Below are 19572 nucleotides of genomic sequence, written 5' to 3' on the forward strand. Positions count from 1 at the left end.
GCGATATTCCCCAACCCAGCAGCGACAGCCGGCATCGCGACGCCTTCGGCCGTCGTCGTGGCAGCGACGCCCGCCGCGAATGTGCTGCCTGCGTCAGCGCCCGCCCCAATAGCGGCCGACGCAGCCCCCGCCGTCATGACCGACGCGACCACCATCACCGCCAGCATCCCGATCGTCTGGAACGCCCCCGCGCTATCCGCCAGCGACGTCACACTCGTATGCAGGTCGTCCTGCACCGTCGACTGTGTAAAGCTGCTGCCCAACTGCGCCTTCAGCGCTGCCAGTTGCTGCTGCGTGCCCGCCGTGTCGACCCTGCCATCCGTATTGAGCTTCTGCAGCGCGCCGCCGATCTGGTTCACCGCATCGACATTCAACTGATAGTTGCCAGCCGACATGAACCCGCCTTGCTGTGCGACGGTGCCCGTTGTCGTGATCAACTCATAAAGATCGGGGATGTAGGTGCTCTGTGTCCCGATGTCCGTCGAACGCTGCTGGTTCGTCAGCGAACCCGCGTTGACCGTCAACGTATCCGTCGCCGTAATCGAACCGGTATTCGTGATCGATCCACCGTTCGACGCAGTGAGCGTGACGTCCTGCCCGCTGATCGTGCCGTCGTGCTGAACCACTGCATAGTTCTGCGGCAGGTACACCTGCGGCATGAGGGCATCGACCGTCGGGCAAGTCGCCGTCCCGGTTGCGGTACATCCCGGCTCGGGCACGGTCTCTTCGACATACCAGAGCATTGGCTTGTCGAGTGCGGCGATCTGGTTTTGCGTCAGCGCCGTGCCAAGTGCGATGTTGTTCGCCTCGGCATACTGGATCGCGTTACCGTACAGCGCTTTCTTTTCCTGATCCGTGACGGACGACTGCTTCGTGTTGTCGTAAGACAGCCCACTCACGAAACTCGCCTGCCCTGTCTGCGTCAACGCAGCCTGCTGCAACAGCTGATTTTCCGTGAACGGATCGTAGTAAAACTGCGTGGTGTTCGGCTGCAGGCTCGCCGGCAGATTGGCCAGCAACTGGCTCGGCCCGATGTTGCCAATCACAAGCGATGCCGGACTGTTGACCAGATAGCTGACGTTGGGGGCGCCAGTAGTGGCAGACGCGCCGGTCGCTACCGTAACGCCCGGAGATACCGGCGTCGACGGAGAACTCGAACTCAAGGCCGGGGCAGAGATCGTCCCCGCCGCATTGCCTGGTGCGGTGACGCCTGCTGACGTGCTGCCCGCCGTGCCAAGCGAGCCGCTGGAACCCGCCGCGATGCCGCCTGCGACACCCGACGCACCGGCCAGACCGCTTCCGATGGTCACGATAGCGCCAACCTGAATCGCTGCGTTTGACGCAACGACCGGCGTGCCCACAGGACCGAGCGAGATGACCTGATTGGAGCCGGTCGGTTGCGGCGTATAGACAGCCGGCGACGTCAGCCCGTTGACCAGCGTTGCGCCCGTCAGCGCAACCTGCTGCCCCAACACGTTGCCGGAGTTCTGCAACTGGCCGCCAGCGGTCACCGATAACGACGGTGCCTGGATCGTGCCCGACAGGCTCTTGTACGGCGTCGGCGGCTGAACGCTGTCGCCACCGTGATACGCGCTGCCGAACAGCGTTGAGCAGTTTGCCGCGGTTCCGCAACCAAAGTTGTCCGGTGGCTTCGAGCCGCCAATCACGACACCATAGAAGGCATCGTGCCAGTACGCATTCAGCGTCTGGTCCTGGTTGGTCACAGTCGATGCAGCAGAGATCGATGCCTGGCTGCCTGCCGTAATCAGACTGCCCGTGTTGACCAGCGTGCCCACGCTAAACGACAGGTTGCGATTCGCCGTGATTGTCGAAGCGTCGCCCGACTGTTGGTCGACAAAGGCATCGCAGTAATGCGTTGACGCGCCGCTGCAGCCGAACTGTGCGGTCGTGCCAAAGTTCTGGTACACCTGCACCGGCGCCGACATCGTGCTGGTAAGCGCCGCCGTGCTGATTGCGATGTCGCGTCCGGCCTGGATATTGCCCGACGTGTTCGTGATGGCCGACGCCTGCGTGAGGTTCGTCTGCGGGTTGTTCGGATCGGTGTTGCTGCGCGTCGTCCCTGCGCCGCCGATTACGACATCCCGGCCGGCAAGCAGGTTGCCGTCGGTGTTGTTCAGCGTAGGCGCGGCGATGATCAGGTCCCGCCCTGCGAAGACCGTGTTGTTTATCTGCGTGTAGCTGTAGGTTTGGGTGACCGTCTGGTCACCGTAGATATTGGCCGAGTCGTTCTGCGGCCCAAACGTCGCGTAGAAGTGCAGAAGCTCCTGTGCGATTGCTGCATTAGTCATCGCATCGGTGAAGTCCTGCCCGGGACGCTCAAACATGACCATCTGGTCCGGGTACGAGATCATTGTCCCGAAGTAACCGCAGTCCGCAGCGGAAACGCCAGCAGCACATCCCGTCTTCGACGTCACGGTGTCAGTGTGGTAGCCCTGATTCGTGAAGCTGTTCGCTGTCACGCGCAGGTCCTGCCCTGCATACAGGCTCCCGGCATTCGTCAGGCCCGCACCGGTCCCGGTCAGCGACAGATTGTTGCCGGCGACGATCTGCCCGGCGTTCTGGCTCGTGTAGACGATAAGCGTGGACGTTTGCGCAGCAGGCGGAGCGCTGGTCGTGATCACGTTTGCAGTCGGGTTCAGCGTACCAGCCGTCGGATTCCCCACAGCATCGACCGGTTCAAGCATCGGGGTCAGCGAACCTGCCGTATACGCCGCCTTGAGTTGCGCGAGGAAGCTCGCATACGACGCGGCATCAATGCTGTCGGTGATGGTCGTGACAGCCGCGCCGCCCCCGTTGTCGAGTGACGCGACGTTCAGCGAGATGTTGTTCGCGGCGGAGATCGTGCTGCCGTGATTGCTCAACGTACCGGTGGTGATCGACAGGTCGTGTCCGGCGGCAATCACGCTGCTCTGGCCAGCAGGCTGCGTCGTCGTGGTCGTCTGGGTGACCGCAGGTAAAGCAATGCCGTTGAACGTACCGCCGCTCAGATCGGCGGCGGTCGCGTTAGTCGCGGAAGACGGCTGAAAATCGCCGACCCGGGCGGTGATCGACGCGGAGTAGTCGTTAGTCGAACCGTCGTTGGGGTTGGTAACCGAAAAGGCGAAGGTGAGCGAACCCGCCGGAGCGGACAGGAACGCCGACGCCATCCCCGCCGCAGCAATGGTCGTACTCGACGTCGTCGTAGTCGTCGTATTCGCACCGGCCCTGCTGTTGTTCACATCCGCGGCATTGATCGTGATGTCGTTCTGCGCGGTGATCTTCCCACCGACATTCGTGAGATCTCCCGACAGATTCGCAGTCAGATTGCGCCCTGCCGCTGTCGACGCCCCGCTGTTGTCGTAACTGCTGCCATTGAGGTTGACGTCGCGCACGGCGCTGACCGTCCCCTGGTTGGTCGTCGCGCCGTTGAGATTAATGTCCTCATTCGCATGAATCGTCGCACCGGCCTGGTTGACGATCGTGCCGGACAGGTTGACGTCGTTGCCTGCGCTAATCGTGCCGCTATTGGTCAACGTGCCGTTGGTCGACAGCGTGATGTCGCCTGACTTGCTGATCGTGCCGCTGTTGCTGAAACCCTGTGTCGCGCTAATCGACACGCTATTGCCGGGCATGGCCCACGTGCCGGAATTGTTGAGTTGCAGCGTGTTGATCGTCAGCGCGTTGTCGAGATTGAACGTACCGCTCGCCGCGGCCGAAGGGTCGAACGTCTGGTTCAGCAGGTTCAGCGTCAGATTGTGTTGAGCGAGAATCTGGCCACCGGCGTTGTTGAATGTGCCGTTGCCGCCAGTCACGGTGACCGTCGCATCGCCCGGCGTGCCGGGGCTCGCAGCACTGGTGCTGCCTGCGAAGATCACGCCGTTGTTGTTACCTGCCAGATTGCCGGCCGTGACGCTCAACGAATTCGTGCCGATAATCGCGCCGCCGTTGTTCGTGAGCGAGCCGTTCGCCGTAGCAGCTGTTGTTAAGCCTGCTATCGATCCCTGGTTGTTCAGATTCGTCGAGTTGACGGTCGTCGCTGCGGTAGAAATCAGGCTTGCGTTGGCCGTATTCGTTACGTTCGCACCAGCAATCGTCAGTGCGCCGCCCGCAAGCACGCTGCCCGTGTTCACGACCGCGTTCACACCCGACAACGTGGCCGAGCCCTGAACGAGCGTCTGGGCGCCAGCTGTCGTCAACTGGTTCGACGCGTTCGCACTCAGATTCCCGCCAATCAGCGCGTTGCCCGTCGTCACGTTGACACCGGATAACGTAGCGTTTTTCACGACGTTCAGTTGCCCGGCGGACAGGTCGAGACCGTTCTGCGCGGTCGCCACGAGATTGCCCGAAACGGTGGTCGTTCCGCCCGTGCTGATGTTTGCACCGGTCAGCGTCGCGTCGCCGCCAACCTGCGTCGTGCCTGTCACCGCGAGATTGTGGGCCGCCGCTAATGTTGCGTCGCCCGCCGCGTTCATACCGCCCTGTACGGAGAGATTGCCGCCTTGGGCCGTCAGAGCGGTCTTCCCGAGACTGGTCACGCTTCCCGTCACGGTGAGATTACCCGTGGCCTGCGCATTGAGATCACCACCGCTCAGGACTGCGCCATTGATCGTGGTATCCCCTCCGTTGGCTTTGAGCGTGGCATTGCCTACCGCGGTGGCGGCACCCACCGTCAGGCTGGTACCCGCAGTCGCATTCAGATTGCCGCCCGTTTGCAACGACCCGGACAGGCTGATCGCCTGCCCCGCGTTCAAGGTTGCATCCAACCCGAAGCCTGCCGTGCCGCCACCCGACAGATTGCGTCCCGCGCTCAGATTTCCTGTGCCGTTGCCGGCGACCGCGCCGGAGACGATTGCGTCCGTGGCAGCGCTCACTATCGTGTTGCCACCGGTAGCGAGTGCTCCGTCGACCGTCACACCACCGCTTGTTGCAGTCAGCGTCGTATTGCCCACCACGCCCGCGCCGCCCACGGTCGCATTGGTGCCAGCAGTCACGGAGAAGTTGCCACCGGCCTTTACCGTAGCGGCAAGATCGACATTGCGCCCCGCTGTGACGATCGCGTCCTGCCCAAACGTCACGGTTCCGCTCGATGACACATCGCGACCGCCGCTCAGCTTGCCCGTCTTGTTACCCGTAATGCTGCCGGTAACGGCCACGTCCGTTGCAGCGCTAACGGCAGTGTTTCCACCGCTGAGGATTGCACCGTTGATCGTTGCAGCGCCACCGCTGGCTGCCAGGGTTGTGTCGCCTGCCGCGACCGCGGAACCCACGGTCAAGTTATTGCCGGCGGTCACGTTCAAGTTTCCGCCTGTCGTCACCGCGCCGGGCAGGTGAACGTTCTGGCCCGCAGTCAGCGTCGCATTCTGGCCGAAGGTCACGGCGCCGTTCGCCGTGAGATTGCCGCCAGCGCCCAGCACACCAAAGCCATTGCCTGCCAGGGTGCCGGAGACGCCAAGATCGGAACTCGCGTTCAGCGTCGTGTTGCCGTTCGCCGCGACGTTGCCGCCCAGCGACATCGTCTGACCCGCAGTGGCGCTGAGGTTTCCACTCGTCTGCACATCTCCTGCTGTTGTTATGTTGCCGGTTTGGCCGACCAGTGTGAGATCGCCTGTCGACGACACGCGACCATTAATCGTCGCGCCGCGCTGTGCGAGAACCTGCACGGTGCCGCCACCAGTAACCGCGCCATTCACCGTCGCATCACGAGCCGCGTTCAGCGCGATCAGGCCGGGCGCAGACACAGCGCCGCCGATGGTCATGTCACCATTGCCTGTGCTCCCCGTCGTCGTCATCGACAGGTTATTACCTGTCTGCACCGACCCGACCGACATGTCGGCACCGGCCCGAAGATTGACGCTGCCATTGGACTGCGCAGTGCCGACGGTCAGGCCGCCGCCCGCAGTCATGTTCAGGTCCTGGACCGATTGCACGGACGCTGTTGCCGCAGCAATATCGCCGGTTGCGCTGACGGCGTATTGATTCGCGAGATTGCTGCCGGACACGGACACTTTGCCGGCGCCGGCCAGACTTGCCGCCTGTTGCGCATAAGTCGAGTTCACGGCGATGTCGCCGTTCGACGTGACGGTGAGATTACCTGCCGTCGCCGTCAACGCGCCCTGCGTGTTCACGCCCATGCCAGCGGCCGTCGACACGATATAGATCTGTCCGCTCGTCACCGATCCGTACTGGTTTGCATCAATTGCTACCACGTTGTTTCCAATCGCGGCCGCCCTATTGGCCGTGCCGTTGGATGCTGTGCCATAGTTCGTGCCCGATGCGTCTGACGTAGTCGGGCTCACGAGCTGATTACCCGTGACCAGGTTAATACGCTGGTCTGCGCGCAACGGCGCGTTCAGGCTGATCGTCTGCGCGATCACATCGATATTGCCGACCGTGCCCTCGATGCCGGCCCCCGGTCCATTGACGCCGGCAGGACCGCTGATCGACACATTGCCCGACGTCACGTTATAGGCAAGCGAGCCCGCGTGGGCGAAGTCCGTCGATGCACCGCCGACACCGGTCAGGAATTGCGGCGTGCCGGTGGTTAGCACAAGGCCCGTCGCGTTCGTCAACGAAAGCCCGTTGACGGATACGCCGTTTGGATTACTGATGATGATCGAAGCCGGACTGCCGAATACTTCCAGCGGACCGATCAGCGTTGAAGCAGGCCCTGTTGTGGTGACCTGGTTGACGATCACGCTCGCGGCGCGGCCGGCGAGATTCGGGTTGGCTCCAAGCGTACCGCCCAGCAAAGGTGTACCCGACGTGAGGCTGTTGTTCAGCACCAGGCCGTTGCTGTCGATATTGAACGACTGGTAGCTATTGACGCTAATACCGTTGGCGTTCGGCGCGGCGATATTGACCGCCGGCACACCAGTGCTCGTCTGCGTGATGGTCGGCTGAAACGGAATAGGTGCGCGCGGGTCGACGATCGGTGCCGCATGTGCGACCTCGTCGAGCGTGAGCACGCCGGGAAGCAGATAAGTCACCACCGCCATGACACATGCGGTCGCCTTCATCCATAGCGGTCGTACTTGTGCCGCCGCACCGTTTGACGCCGCATCAAAAATTTTTGCCTGCCGCGCCGCCTCTATTTGGGCGAGTCGCTGCCTGCTCTCACGAGCACCCCGTAGCATGGTCTTTATCCGAATTTATTTTTTCGGTTCGAATATTACCGAATCTTCCGACGAATGAACGTCATATATGCATCCTGTCTTTTTCAAGACACAGATTTACGATGATTGATTCCGAATGCATAACCTTACATTTATATTTCCTTGAAGTTCGTCATATATGGATGGTGGGCGGCAAGGCTTCCGCTGACAGAATTGCTGCGTGCTAATTACCGATGCGCACGGGACCGATATTTTTATTATTAGCCGCAGTTGACCAGCGACATTTTCAGATCGGATATCCGACGGTTTCCCTATTCGCGCCCTGGCTCGGTGGGGTACACCGTAACCGACCATGCGCCGAAGGGTCTGGAAGTGGTCCCACAGGATCAACCGGGTATTTCAAATGATCCATCGGAAACCATGCGCAAGCTCTATTAGTGGCGGATTTCGACTACGGACGGCCAGTCCTCCGCGAGCCAGTATGACGACGCCAAAGCCCACGGGGTGCAGGACAAGGACGTTTTTCATTGACGAGGGGGGGTGCGCGGCTACTACGTCGCCCCTGACGCACGGGATTGAACCGCCACGCGCCGAACACGCGCTACGTTCTCAACGCCCCCGCATCTCCCACTGCTGCATTATCCCAAAGGAGCATACCTTTTTCCAAGACGGGTGAGAGTACCCAAAAGTAGTAAGCGCCCTAGCTTTTGTGTTGCCTCAGGGCATCGCCACGATGAAGCCTCGGCATGCGCGCGCCATACGCCGGTTTGTCGAATTTGCTTCCATCTGTCGTTACTCGCTACGGCAAACACATCAGCACCAATGCGCGTGTCGCAGACCATCACACATTATTGGCAATCGTGCTATATCTTTTACGCCCCCACGCCCCATAAGTTCGAACGACGTCAGACTCCGAAAATTGGGCTAGACGTTGAGGTCACGGCAGCGAGGACGAAATCGCACCGCGTCGTCTGCGCGTTTGCATGTTCCGGAGAACAACAAGCAGTCCAATTCGCTCTATTTTGCGAAGGGCACCGCCAAGGACGACAGCTGCACCATTTGATAGTCGAATCGTAAGTCAAAAAACAAAAAGCCGTTGAATCTCTTTAGATTCAACGGCTTCTCATTCAATTCCTTGGCGGAGAGACGGGGATTCGAACCCCGGATAGGTTATTAACCTATACACGCTTTCCAGGCGTGCGACTTAAACCGCTCATCCATCTCTCCGGCGGGGAGCCGAATTATAGCAAACTTCGCGCCCTGCGCCAGACCCATGCGCAAACCCACCTAAGGATGCCGGATGTAGTCCACCAGCGCCCTCGTATAAGCATCCGGTTTCCGGTCGACCAGGCTCACCCCGATCGCCACCAGAAACCCCGCCGGCACGCCGAACACGCCTGAGCTGATCGGCTCGATCCCGAACCACCGCGCACCGGCAAAACCCGTCATCTGCGTGAAGAACGGATACGTCGACACGATGTAGTAAATGCACACCACGAGCCCCGCCACCATGCCCGCCACGGCCCCAAGCCTAGTCGTGCGCTTCCAGAATACGCCCAGCACCAGCACCGGAAACAGGCTCGACGCCGCCAGCGAAAACGCCGCGCCCACCAGAAACAGAATATTCCCTGTATTGAGCGACGCCACATACGACGCGAACAACGCCACCCCCAGCAGCAGAATCTTCGAGATCGTCACGCGCCGCTGGCTCGATGCCGTCGGATCGACCATGTGGTAGTAGACGTCGTGCGATAACGCGTTGGCGATCGTCAGCAGCAAACCATCCGCGGTCGAAAGCGCGGCGGCCAGCGCGCCCGCTGCGATCAGCCCGGACATCACATACGGCAGCCCCGCGATCTCGGGCGCGGCGAGCACGACCATATCCGGCTGCATCTGGATTTCGCTCCAGCGCACGATACCGTCGCCATTCGTATCAGCAAGGCTGATCAGACTCGGTTCGACCTTGCGCCACTGCGTGAGCCACTGCGGCAAATCGGCAAAGTGATGGCCGACCAGGTTGGTCAGCATCTCGTACTTGATCAGCACGGCCAGCACGGGCACCGTCAGATAGAACAGCGCGACGAAGAACAGCGTCCAGCCGACGGAACGTCGCGCGGACGCCACCGAGGTCGTCGTGTTATAGCGCGTCAGGATGTGCGGCAGGCTCGCGGTGCCAAGCGACAGGCACAGCAGCAGCGACAGGAAATTGCGCTCATGGGTGCGCCTGTCTTCTTCGCTCGTGACGGGAAACGGCTCGTGCATCGGCACCGGCGCGGCGGCGCGCATCAGCATCTCATCGCGGCGTTGGGTCCAGACGATCTGTGCGGCGGCGGCATCGCGTGGAAACTGTTCCAGCTCCCTTTCTCGCTCCTTGATATCGCGCAGCGGGCCGTTGTGGCGGCGCAAATCCGCGACTTCCTGCGTGAGGCGCAGCTTCTCATCGACGAACGATTGCGGCAACGTATCGAGCCGCACCTGCATCAGCGTCGCGCGCCGCCGATAGTCGTCGCGCACGGTCTGCTCGAGCGGCGCTTCACGCACCTGCTTCTCCAGGACCTCGACGCGCTCCATCAAGCGGCCGTAGTTGAACTGCGGCACCCAGCCGAGGCCATCCTTATGCGCGATCATCGACACAGGAATCAGAATTGCCGCGATCAGAATGATGTATTGCGCGACCTGGGTCCACGTCACGGCACGCATGCCGCCCAGAAACGAGCACACCAGAATGCCCGCGAGTCCGCAGAAAATGCCGACCGCGAAATCCACGCCGATAAAACGCGTCGCAATCAAGCCGACGCCCTGAATCTGCGCGACCAGGTAGACGAACGAGCACAGGATCGCCGCTAACGCAGCGAGTCCACGCACGGCGTTGCTCGAAAAGCGCGTGCCGAGAAAGTCGGGAATCGTATAACGCGCGAGCTTGCGCACGTATGGCGCGAGCAGGAACGCGACGAGGCAATAGCCGCCGGTCCAGCCCATCAGATACGCCAGCCCGTCATATCCGGTCGTATAGATCGAACCGGCAAGACCGATAAACGATGCAGCGGACAACCAGTCGGCCGCGGTCGCCATGCCGTTGAAGGCGGACGGCACGCGCCGCCCCGCTACGTAGTATTCGACGAGGTCGGACGTGCGCGACAGCAAGCCGATCACCGCATACACCGCGATCGGCACGAACAGGAACACATAGCCGATCCACACACCCGGGCCGGTGGTGCGCTCGATGCGCCACATCACGTAGATGAATAGCAGGAAGCCGAGCGTATAAAGTGCGTATGAGCGGATCAGCCGGTGCGTGAGCGTCATCGGCTCAGTTTCCGCGCGCAGTGGGCGCGCCGGAATCGGCACTGGCACTGGTGGCACTCGCATCGGCATCGGCATCAAAAGCGCGTTGCAGACGGCGGTCGGCGCGCTGCATCAACACGATATAAATGACGATCAACGCGACGTAGATCAGAATCGCCCCTTGCGCACCGAAGTAGAACGGCAACCGGAAGCCGCCGAAGCGCACCCGATCCAACGCCGGCGCCACCAGCGGCAAAACGAACGACACCATGAAGCCCACCGTCATCAACGTCGCGATCAAAGCGAGATTGAAGCGCCAGTACTTCTGATGCGCGCGCGCCATCGCTGCCGAGACCGCAGGGGGTTCGGGCGCGGGATTGAGCGTAGCGTGAGAGGGGTGGTGTGGCGCGGCCATGCGCCTATGTATCAAAAAGCCACCGGGCAGGCAATCGGGATTGTCCGCGCGGTGGCTTTAACTGCCGGGTCGAAATGGTCGATAACTGGGTTCAGTCAAGGGCGCATCGTCCGGCACGCTCCTGCCATAAACCCAGGCAAACCCATGCTCAGAGCGACTCGCCGAGCTGATCGAGAATCGCCGGGTTCTCCAGGGTGGACACGTCCTGGGTGATTTCCTCGCCCTTCGCGAGCGAGCGCAACAGGCGGCGCATAATCTTGCCCGAGCGCGTCTTCGGCAGGTTCTCGCCGAAGCGGATGTCCTTCGGCTTGGCAATCGGACCGATTTCCTTGGCGACCCAGTTGCGCAGTTCGTTGGCGAGCTTCACCGCTTCTTCGCCTTCAGGACGCGCGCGTTTGAGCACCACGAATGCGCACACGGCTTCGCCGGTCGTATCGTCAGGACGGCCAACCACAGCCGCTTCTGCCACGATCGGGTTCGACACCAGCGCCGACTCGATCTCCATCGTGCCGAGGCGGTGGCCGGAGACATTGAGCACGTCGTCGATGCGGCCCATGATCGTGAAGTAGCCGGTTTCCTTGTCGCGCACCGCGCCGTCGCCGGCGAGGTACAGCGTCCCGCCGAGTTCTTCAGGGAAGTAGCTCTTCTTGTAGCGGTCCGGATCGCCCCACACATTGCGCAGCATCGCCGGCCACGGACGCTTCACCACCAGAATGCCGCCCTGCCCGTTCGGCACGTCCTGGCCGGTTTCATCGACCACCGCCGCCATGATGCCCGGCAGCGGCAGCGTGCACGAACCCGGCACCAGCGGCGTCGCGCCCGGCAGCGGCGTGATCATGTGGCCGCCGGTTTCGGTTTGCCACCACGTGTCGACGATCGGGCAACGGCCGCCGCCGACGTTCTCGTGATACCAGACCCATGCTTCCGGATTAATCGGCTCGCCGACCGTACCGATGATGCGCAGCGTCGACAGATCGTAGCTTTTCGGATGCACTTTCTCGTCCGCTTCGGCGTATTTGATCAGCGAGCGGATCGCCGTCGGCGCGGTGTAGAACAACGTGACCTTATGCTTGGCGATCATGTCCCAGAAGCGGCCGGCGTTCGGATAGGTCGGCACGCCTTCGAACACCACCTGGGTGCCGCCGAGCGTCAACGGGCCATACGTGATGTAGCTATGGCCGGTGATCCAGCCGATGTCGGCGGTACACCAGAACACATCCGTGGACTTCCAGTCGAAGGTCCACTTCATGGTCTGCGCGGCCCACAGCAGATAGCCGCCGGTGCTGTGCTGCACGCCCTTCGGCTTGCCGGTCGAACCGGACGTATAGAGGATGAAAAGCGGATGCTCGGCGCCGACCCACTCGGGCGCGCATTGATCCGATTCGGACTGCGTGAGTTCGTGCATCCACAGATCGCGGCTTTCGTTCCATGCGATCTTGCCGCCGGTGCGCTTGTAGACGATCACGCTCTTCACCGCATCGCAGCCGCCCATGGCAATGGCTTCGTCTGCGATGTTCTTCAGCGGCAAGGCCTTGCCGCCGCGCATCTGTTCGTCGGAAGTAACGAGCGCGACCGCACCCACATCCACCAGCCGCTCATTCAGCGATTTCGACGAGAAGCCCCCGAACACCACCGAATGCGTGGCACCAATGCGCGCGCACGCCTGCATCGCGACGATGCCTTCGATCGACATCGGCATATAGATCACGACGCGATCGTCCTTCTTTACGCCGCGTTTTTTCAGCGCGTTCGCAAAGCGCGATACACGTTGCAGGAGATCGCTATAAGTGACGTTGGTGACGGTGCCGTCGTCGGCTTCGAAAATGATCGCGACGCGCTCGCCGTTGCCGGCTTCGACATGACGGTCGATGCTGTTATACGACGCGTTCAGCTGGCCGTCTTCGAACCATGTGTAGAAAGGCGCCTTCGATTCGTCGAGCACCTTGGTGAAGGGCTTGTTCCAGCTTAGCGTCTCGCGAGCGAGGCGCCCCCAGAAACCTTCGTAATCACGCTCCGCTTCGGCGGCAAGCGCCCGGTACGCGTCCATGCCGGAGATCGTCGCACCTGCCGCTGCTTCAGCGGAGGGCGGGAAAACACGGCGTTCGTGAAGAACAGATTCAATCGCAGACATCGACAACCCCTTGGTGAAGATGAAACTAAAAACCTGTGCTGGCGCGCCTATGACGCGCCTTTGTCATGATGGCGCCACCATTCGTGATCAATAGGCGGCGCACTGTCTCCAACCCTCGCGCAGCAATCGCCAATCGCTGCGCCGCGGCCCGTTCGCCTTTCATTTTCCTCCATGCGGCGCCGCAACATGAATGAGTGAAAGACCGACGTTCCGCTCTCGCGTTCAAACATAAACTGTGCAACTTACCGGCCACTTACGTAAGCCGCATCGCGAGCGAAAACCCTTACGCGGTTCAGCCTGGTCAGGCACGGCATGCTACGCGCTACGCTGCTCCCATGCACCCGGATCGACATACCCCACAACCTGCCGATATCAGACACACGGGAAGCATCACGCGTGCCACGTTGGCGCGGCGCCTTTACGCTGACTCGCACGCCCTCTTACAATGCTAACTGAACTAGCCGTCTGGATTCCAGCTTGAATCGTTACTCCCTGCTTCTCCTTACCTCGATGCTGCTGGTCGGCAGCAATGTCGGAATCGGTAAATCGATCGTCGAGTTCGTCCCCGTCCCCCTGTTCGCGCTGCTGCGCTTCGTCATTGCGATGGCGGTATTGTGGCCGCTGTTGCGCGTCGCCAAGCTGCGCCGCGTCAAACGCGATGAATGGCTCAATCTGTTTTTGCAGGCGCTGTTCGGCACTTTCGGGTTCACGCTCCTGATGCTGGGCGGCGTACAGCGCACCAGCGCGGTCGCGACCGGCGTCATCACCAGCACGATCCCCGCGGTCGTCGCGCTGCTTTCGTGGCTGATCCTCAAAGAACGACCGAACGGTCGGGCACTCGCATCGATCGCGCTGGCGATCGTCGGCGTGGTCGTCATCAATCTCGCTCATGTGGATGAGAACGCGGGCGGCGAGACGTCGTTCACCGGCAATCTGATGGTGCTGGGCGCCGTGTGCTGCGAATCGCTTTACATCATCCTGTCGCGCCGGTTGACGCAGACGCTCGCGCCGATCGACATCTGCGCCTACACGCATATGTTCGGCCTGCTGCTGATGCTGCCGCTCGGCGCCACCGCGTTGCTGCACTTCGACTATCGCGCGGTGCCCGTTAGCGTCTGGACGCTGGTGCTGTGGTACGGGCTGTCCGCGAGCATCTTCTCGTTCTGGCTGTGGATGAAGGGCATTCGTCATGTGCCAGGCAGTCTCGCGGGCGTGTTCAGCGCCGTGCTGCCGGTGGCCGCGGCGATTTACGGCATCGTGTTTCTCGGTGAGCGGCCCACCCTCGCACACGGTATCGCGCTCGCCTGCGTGGTGGCGGGGATCGGGCTGGCGAGCCTGAAGGTGAAGCGAGTACCGCCGGTGGCCTCCTGAGTTGAGCTCCGCCTGTTAAGTAACCGGCGCCACTGCGTCGTCGGCTTAGGGCCGCAGCCACGCCGGCCGGCCTAGACTGCCCGCCGCGCCGCAGCAAATTCATCCGACGCTGTACAATAGCGCGCCTGACGCAAGCTTTTCCGGCCTCCCCTGGCCGCTTACCGCGCCGTCTGCGCCCTGGTTTGCGTGCTCGATCCGCGCGTTTGGTTTGCGCTTCGGGTCAGCGCATTTAGTCCGTGTTCCGTCACCTGCGTTTCATCTGACTCTTGCCTATGTCCGCCCCGCGACCCGACTCAGCCCGTCAGCGCCGCCCGATGCGCCCGCTGCCCGCCATCATCTTCATGAGTCGCTGGCTGCAGGTGCCGCTCTATCTGGGCCTGATCGTCGCCCAGGCTGTCTACGTCGTTCTGTTCCTGAAAGAGGTCTGGCATCTGGTCACCGCGTCCATGACGCTCGACGAAACCAACATCATGCTGGTGGTACTCGGCCTGATCGACGTGGTGATGATCTCGAACCTGCTGATCATGGTGATCATCGGCGGGTATGAAACCTTCGTCTCGCGCCTGGGCGTAGAGGGTCATCCGGACGAACCGGAATGGCTCGACCACGTGAATGCCGGCGTGCTCAAGGTCAAATTGTCGATGGCGCTGATCAGCATTTCATCGATCCATCTGTTGAAGACCTTCATCAGCCCCGACCAGAATTCGACGCACACCATCATGTGGCAGGTCATCATCCACATCGCGTTCCTTCTCTCGGCGGTGGTCATGGCGCTGGTCGACCGCCTCACCACGCATACGCATCCGAAACATTTTCAGGAGCCCGTCGGCATACAGCCGCTGGGTTCTAACGGTTCCACTCCCCTGAAGGCGCACGACTGACTCGCCCTGCCCTGCGAGTCTGATAACAAGCGCCATTGTCCCCACTGAGCTAGCCATCATGACCGTCATCAAACAGGAAGATCTGATTCAGAGCATTGCTGATTCGCTTCAGTACATCAGCTATTACCACCCGCTCGATTACATCCAGGCCTTGGGCCGCGCTTACGAGCTCGAAGAGAGCCCGGCCGCGAAGGATGCGATCGCGCAGATCCTCACCAACAGCCGCATGTGCGCCGAAGGCAAGCGCCCGATCTGCCAGGACACCGGCATCGTCACGGTGTTCGTGAAGGTCGGCATGGACGTGCGTTGGGACGGTGCGACGATGGGCGTCACCGAGATGATCAACGAAGGCGTGCGCCGCGGTTACCTGAACCCCGACAACGTGCTGCGTGCGTCGATCGTGAGCCCGCCGGAAGGCGCGCGCAAGAACACGAAGGACAACACGCCGGCCGTGATCCACTACGAGATCGTGCCGGGCGACAAGGTCGACGTGCAGGTTGCAGCGAAGGGCGGCGGCTCGGAAAACAAGTCGAAGTTCGCGATGCTGAATCCGTCGGACTCGATCGTCGACTGGATTCTGAAGACCGTGCCGACCATGGGCGCAGGCTGGTGCCCGCCGGGCATGCTCGGCATCGGCATCGGCGGCACCGCTGAGAAAGCGATGGTCATGGCGAAGGAATCGCTGATGGATCCGATCGACATTCAGGACGTGATCGCACGCGGCCCGAAAGACTGGATCGAAGAACTGCGTGTCGAACTGCACGAGAAAGTCAACGCGCTCGGTATCGGTGCACAAGGCCTTGGCGGTCTTGCCACTGTGCTCGACGTGAAGATCATGGCGGCACCGACGCACGCAGCGAGCAAGCCGATCGCGATCATCCCGAACTGCGCGGCAACGCGTCACGCGCACTTCACACTGGATGGCTCGGGCGTGGCGAAGCTCGAAGCGCCCTCGCTGGACGCATGGCCGAAGGTGCAGTGGGAACCGGACACGGAAAAGAGCCAGCGCGTCGATCTGAACACGCTGACGCCGGAAGAAGTCGCAGCCTGGACGCCGGGCCAGACGTTGTTGCTGTCGGGCAAGATGTTGACGGGCCGCGACGCGGCGCACAAGCGCATCGCCGATATGCTGGCGAAGGGCGAAAAGCTGCCGGTCGACTTCACGAATCGCGTGATCTATTACGTCGGTCCGGTCGATCCGGTGCGTGACGAGGCAGTCGGCCCCGCAGGCCCGACCACCGCAACGCGCATGGACAAGTTCACCGAGACCATGCTGTCGCAAACAGGTCTGATTTCGATGATCGGTAAGGCCGAGCGCGGCCCGGTTGCGATCGAGGCGATCAAGAAGCATAAGGCAGCGTATCTGATGGCGGTGGGCGGCGCTGCTTACCTCGTATCGAAGGCGATTCGCAGCGCGAAGGTTCTCGCGTTCGAAGACCTCGGCATGGAAGCGATCTACGAATTCGACGTGCAGGACATGCCGGTGACGGTCGCCGTCGATTCGACCGGCACCTCGGTGCACCAGACCGGCCCGAAGGAATGGCAAACCAAAATCGGCAAGATTCCGGTCGCGACGGTTTGATCGGTAATAGCATCAGCTAAGAAAGTACAAGCCGGGGCCTCAAACCCCGGCTTTTTTATCTTGTAATGAGAACGGTACGCATCACGCAAAAAACCTTGCAAATCAAGGTGAAAAACTGTGTGTTTTGCCTTGGCTTTTTGCCTTTCGCCGTTTATTGTTCTGGGAAATTCAAAGCCCCCTACAAGGACACATCATGCAAGGCGACAAGAAGGTCATTGAGTATCTCAACTCCCAGTTGAAGAACGAACTCACCGCCATCAACCAGTACTTCCTGCATGCGCGGATGTACAAGCACTGGGGCCTCGAGAAACTCGGCAAGCATGAATACGACGAATCGATCGGCGAAATGAAGCACGCCGACTGGCTGATTGAACGCATTTTCATGCTCGACGGCCTGCCGAACCTGCAAGACCTGCACAAGCTGCTGATCGGCGAAGAAACCAAAGAAATCCTCGAATGCGATCTGAAGCTCGAACAGATTTCGCAAAGCACCTGCAAAGAAGCGATTGTGTATTGCGAATCCGTTCGCGATTTCATCTCGCGTGAAATCTTCGTGAAGATTCTCGACGACACCGAAGAACACATCGACTGGCTCGAAACGCAACTGGACCTGATCGACAAGGTCGGCATCCAGAACTACCAGCAAACTGCAATGGGTTCGATCGAGTCCTGATCGAACCAGGTTGGAAAAGCCCGCGCCGGCTCATGGGCGGGCTTATACGCCATCTTGTCGGCCTGCTTATTTGCCCGGTTATGTGCCAGCTTATTTGTCAGAATCCGCGCCGCGCGGGCGATATACTTGCGCACGTCCCTGTTTTCGTGAGTTTTCCGTGACCGCTGTGCCGCGCGTCTCCTTATCGCCTATGTCCGCCGAATCGCCGTCTTCGAGTGCCCGGATTGCCCCCTCAGGTGGCGGTTCGCGGGCGCCGGTCGGCATTTTCGATTCGGGTCTGGGTGGTTTGTCGGTGCTGCGGGCAGTCCGGGCGCAACTCCCCGGTGAAGCGCTCATCTACGCCGCCGACTCGCTCTACGCCCCCTACGGTGAACGCGACGACGACTTCATCGCCGACCGCACCCTGGCGATCTGCGAATGGCTCGCAAGGCAAGGCGCCAAGGCGCTGGTGGTCGCATGCAACACGGCGACCGCGCAATCAATCGCGCTGGTCCGCGAAAAGCTGGCGATTCCGCTGGTGGGCGTCGAACCGGGCATTAAACCGGCCGCGCTGCAGTCCAAAGCGCGTGTCGCCGGCGTGCTCGCCACGCAAGTGACGTTGCGCAGCGCCCGCTTTCAGACACTGTTGGAGCGTTACGCCGCCGATTGCCGTTTTCTTTGCCAGCCAGGTCACGGCCTTGTGCAAGCGGTGGAACGCTGCGACGTGGGCTCCGTCGAACTGCGCGCGCTGCTGCGCAGCTACCTGCAGCCCATGCTCGACGCCGGCGCCGACACATTGGTGCTCGGCTGCACCCACTACCCATTTCTCGATGCGGCGATCCGCGACATCGTCGGCGACCGGCTGATGCTGATCGATACGAGCGTGGCCATCGCGCGCCAGCTGGAACGGGTACTCGACCAGCACGGGCTGCGCGCCGCCACGGAAAGCGTCGAGCCTGTTCTGCCCCGATTTTATTCCACCGGCGACGGCACGCATCAGCAACAGCTCGCCGCGACCCTGCTGCACATCGACGCGACAGTCGAGCAGGTCGTGATCCCTTCGCGCCGCACGGCAGCGCCAGATTCCCAAGCCGCATAAAACCCTCGCCCGCTGCTTTTTAGACCGCCACGGGGCCGTTTCGCGCGCTTTTTAGGCGTTTCTACGCCCTTCCCGCCACTCGCGACGAATCCCACCCTGCAGACGAAACCCTTCTAAGAGTCTGGTTTTGTTACAAAAAATCATGCAGGACGCTTGCCAAACCAGCCAATCAAAATGATAATAGTTCGCATTAACGTTAGCTATGACGCCCTGCCATGATTGTCTGTGTCTGCAAGTCTGTTTCTGACCGAAAGATCCGTGCCTCGATCGCGGAAGGCGTCGATTCGTTCGACGAACTCCAGTTCGAACTCGGTGTCGCTTCCTGCTGTGGCAAGTGCGCGGAATCCGTGCGCGGCGTCATGATGGAAAGCGGCGTGTGCGCAAGCCGCTGCGGCTTCGATCATCACTCGCAGGCTATACCGCTGACGTTTTACGAACGCAAGGCCGCCTGAGACTGGTTTCGGGGCGCGGCCCGCGCCGCGTCCCGGGCGCTCACCCGCTTCATCGCTTCATACGCTTGTTTTACGCGCTGCTTCACGCCTTATCCCACTGCCGTCAGCAAGCCAGTACCGTACCAGCCAGCTACCCGCTCACCCGTTAAAAGGAGTTTGAGATGGAATTGTTGATTGGTTTCGTGACTACTTTGTTCATTTCGTTGCTGATCTTCCGAACATGACGATGTCTTGTCTGACGTGCCGCATCGACGGCACGTCGCCACGCTAACATGCAGGCCTCGCATACCGTTTCAGCCGGCGCCACGCCGGCCTCATCCGCCCGAATGAATTCCCGTGTCTTGACCGCGACTGCCGCTGTCGCGGCGATTCACGTCGCTTTGCTTGCGGTGATCCTGACCTTACGTCATGAACCCGTCGCACCGCCGCTCGAATCGCGCGTCATGACCGCGCAGTTGCTGGCGCCGGCGCCCGTGGCCGCGCCCGTTGCGCTGCAATCGACCACACCGCCGCCGCCCAAGCCGACACCGCCGGTTCATACCAAACCCAAAGTCCAGCCCAAGCCAACACCGACGCCCAGGCCGACGCCTAC

The 19572-nt window shown here is 61.3% G+C and carries 10 protein-coding genes, 1 tRNA gene and 2 pseudogenes; 8 read left to right on the forward strand and 5 right to left on the reverse strand.

The annotated features are described in order from the left end of the window. A partial coding sequence (locus VFE81_RS22905) for a filamentous hemagglutinin N-terminal domain-containing protein (protein WP_325046783.1) occupies positions 1-7016 on the reverse strand: 7016 nt, incomplete at its 3' end. Positions 7017-7556: 540 nt separating this feature from the next. Here VFE81_RS22905 and VFE81_RS29020 point away from each other — a divergent pair. Next, positions 7557-7688: pseudogene (locus VFE81_RS29020) on the forward strand (recombinase family protein); the annotation flags it as partial. 560 nt (positions 7689-8248) lie between these two features. Here the strand turns inward: VFE81_RS29020 and VFE81_RS22915 are convergent. The 4 genes from VFE81_RS22915 to acs form a co-directional block, all read right to left on the reverse strand. Further along, a tRNA-Ser gene (locus VFE81_RS22915) sits at positions 8249-8339 on the reverse strand. 60 nt (positions 8340-8399) lie between these two features. After that, a complete protein-coding gene (locus VFE81_RS22920) occupies positions 8400-10418 on the reverse strand; it encodes a sodium:solute symporter family protein (protein ID WP_325046784.1) in 2019 nt (672 codons plus the stop codon). Between the two features lie 4 nt (positions 10419-10422). Further along, positions 10423-10812 (reverse strand): DUF4212 domain-containing protein, encoded by a 390-nt coding sequence (locus tag VFE81_RS22925; RefSeq protein WP_325046785.1) that lies wholly within the window; start codon positions 10810-10812, stop codon positions 10423-10425. A gap of 148 nt (positions 10813-10960) precedes the next feature. Beyond that, positions 10961-12943 carry an acetate--CoA ligase gene (acs, locus tag VFE81_RS22930; RefSeq protein WP_325046786.1) on the reverse strand — a complete coding sequence of 661 codons (1983 nt, stop codon included), beginning with the start codon at positions 12941-12943 and terminating at the stop codon, positions 10961-10963. Positions 12944-13420: 477 nt separating this feature from the next. Here acs and VFE81_RS22935 point away from each other — a divergent pair, with 477 nt between their 5' ends. From VFE81_RS22935 to VFE81_RS22965, 7 genes and pseudogenes are all read left to right on the forward strand, one after another. Further along, the gene (locus VFE81_RS22935; protein WP_325046787.1) at positions 13421-14314 is read left to right on the forward strand and encodes a DMT family transporter; all 894 of its coding nucleotides are present in this window, start codon (positions 13421-13423) and stop codon (positions 14312-14314) included. 314 nt (positions 14315-14628) lie between these two features. After that, a complete protein-coding gene (locus VFE81_RS22940) occupies positions 14629-15195 on the forward strand; it encodes a TIGR00645 family protein (RefSeq protein ID WP_325046788.1) in 567 nt (188 codons plus the stop codon). Between the two features lie 58 nt (positions 15196-15253). Next, complete coding sequence (locus VFE81_RS22945; RefSeq protein WP_325046789.1) at positions 15254-16777, forward strand: fumarate hydratase; 1524 nt, start codon at positions 15254-15256, stop codon at positions 16775-16777. A gap of 193 nt (positions 16778-16970) precedes the next feature. Beyond that, on the forward strand, positions 16971-17450 hold the full coding sequence (gene bfr, locus VFE81_RS22950; RefSeq protein ID WP_090685707.1) for a bacterioferritin: 480 nt from the start codon (positions 16971-16973) through the stop codon (positions 17448-17450). A gap of 190 nt (positions 17451-17640) precedes the next feature. Then, positions 17641-18528, forward strand: coding sequence for a glutamate racemase (murI, locus tag VFE81_RS22955; protein WP_325046790.1), 888 nt, complete (start codon positions 17641-17643; stop codon positions 18526-18528). A gap of 215 nt (positions 18529-18743) precedes the next feature. Continuing rightward, positions 18744-18980 (forward strand): (2Fe-2S)-binding protein, encoded by a 237-nt coding sequence (locus VFE81_RS22960; RefSeq protein WP_325046791.1) that lies wholly within the window; start codon positions 18744-18746, stop codon positions 18978-18980. A gap of 272 nt (positions 18981-19252) precedes the next feature. After that, positions 19253-19572, forward strand: a pseudogene (locus VFE81_RS22965) (energy transducer TonB); the annotation flags it as partial.

Source organism: Paraburkholderia sp. (assembly GCF_035656215.1).
Classification (GTDB): Bacteria; Pseudomonadota; Gammaproteobacteria; order Burkholderiales; family Burkholderiaceae; genus Paraburkholderia.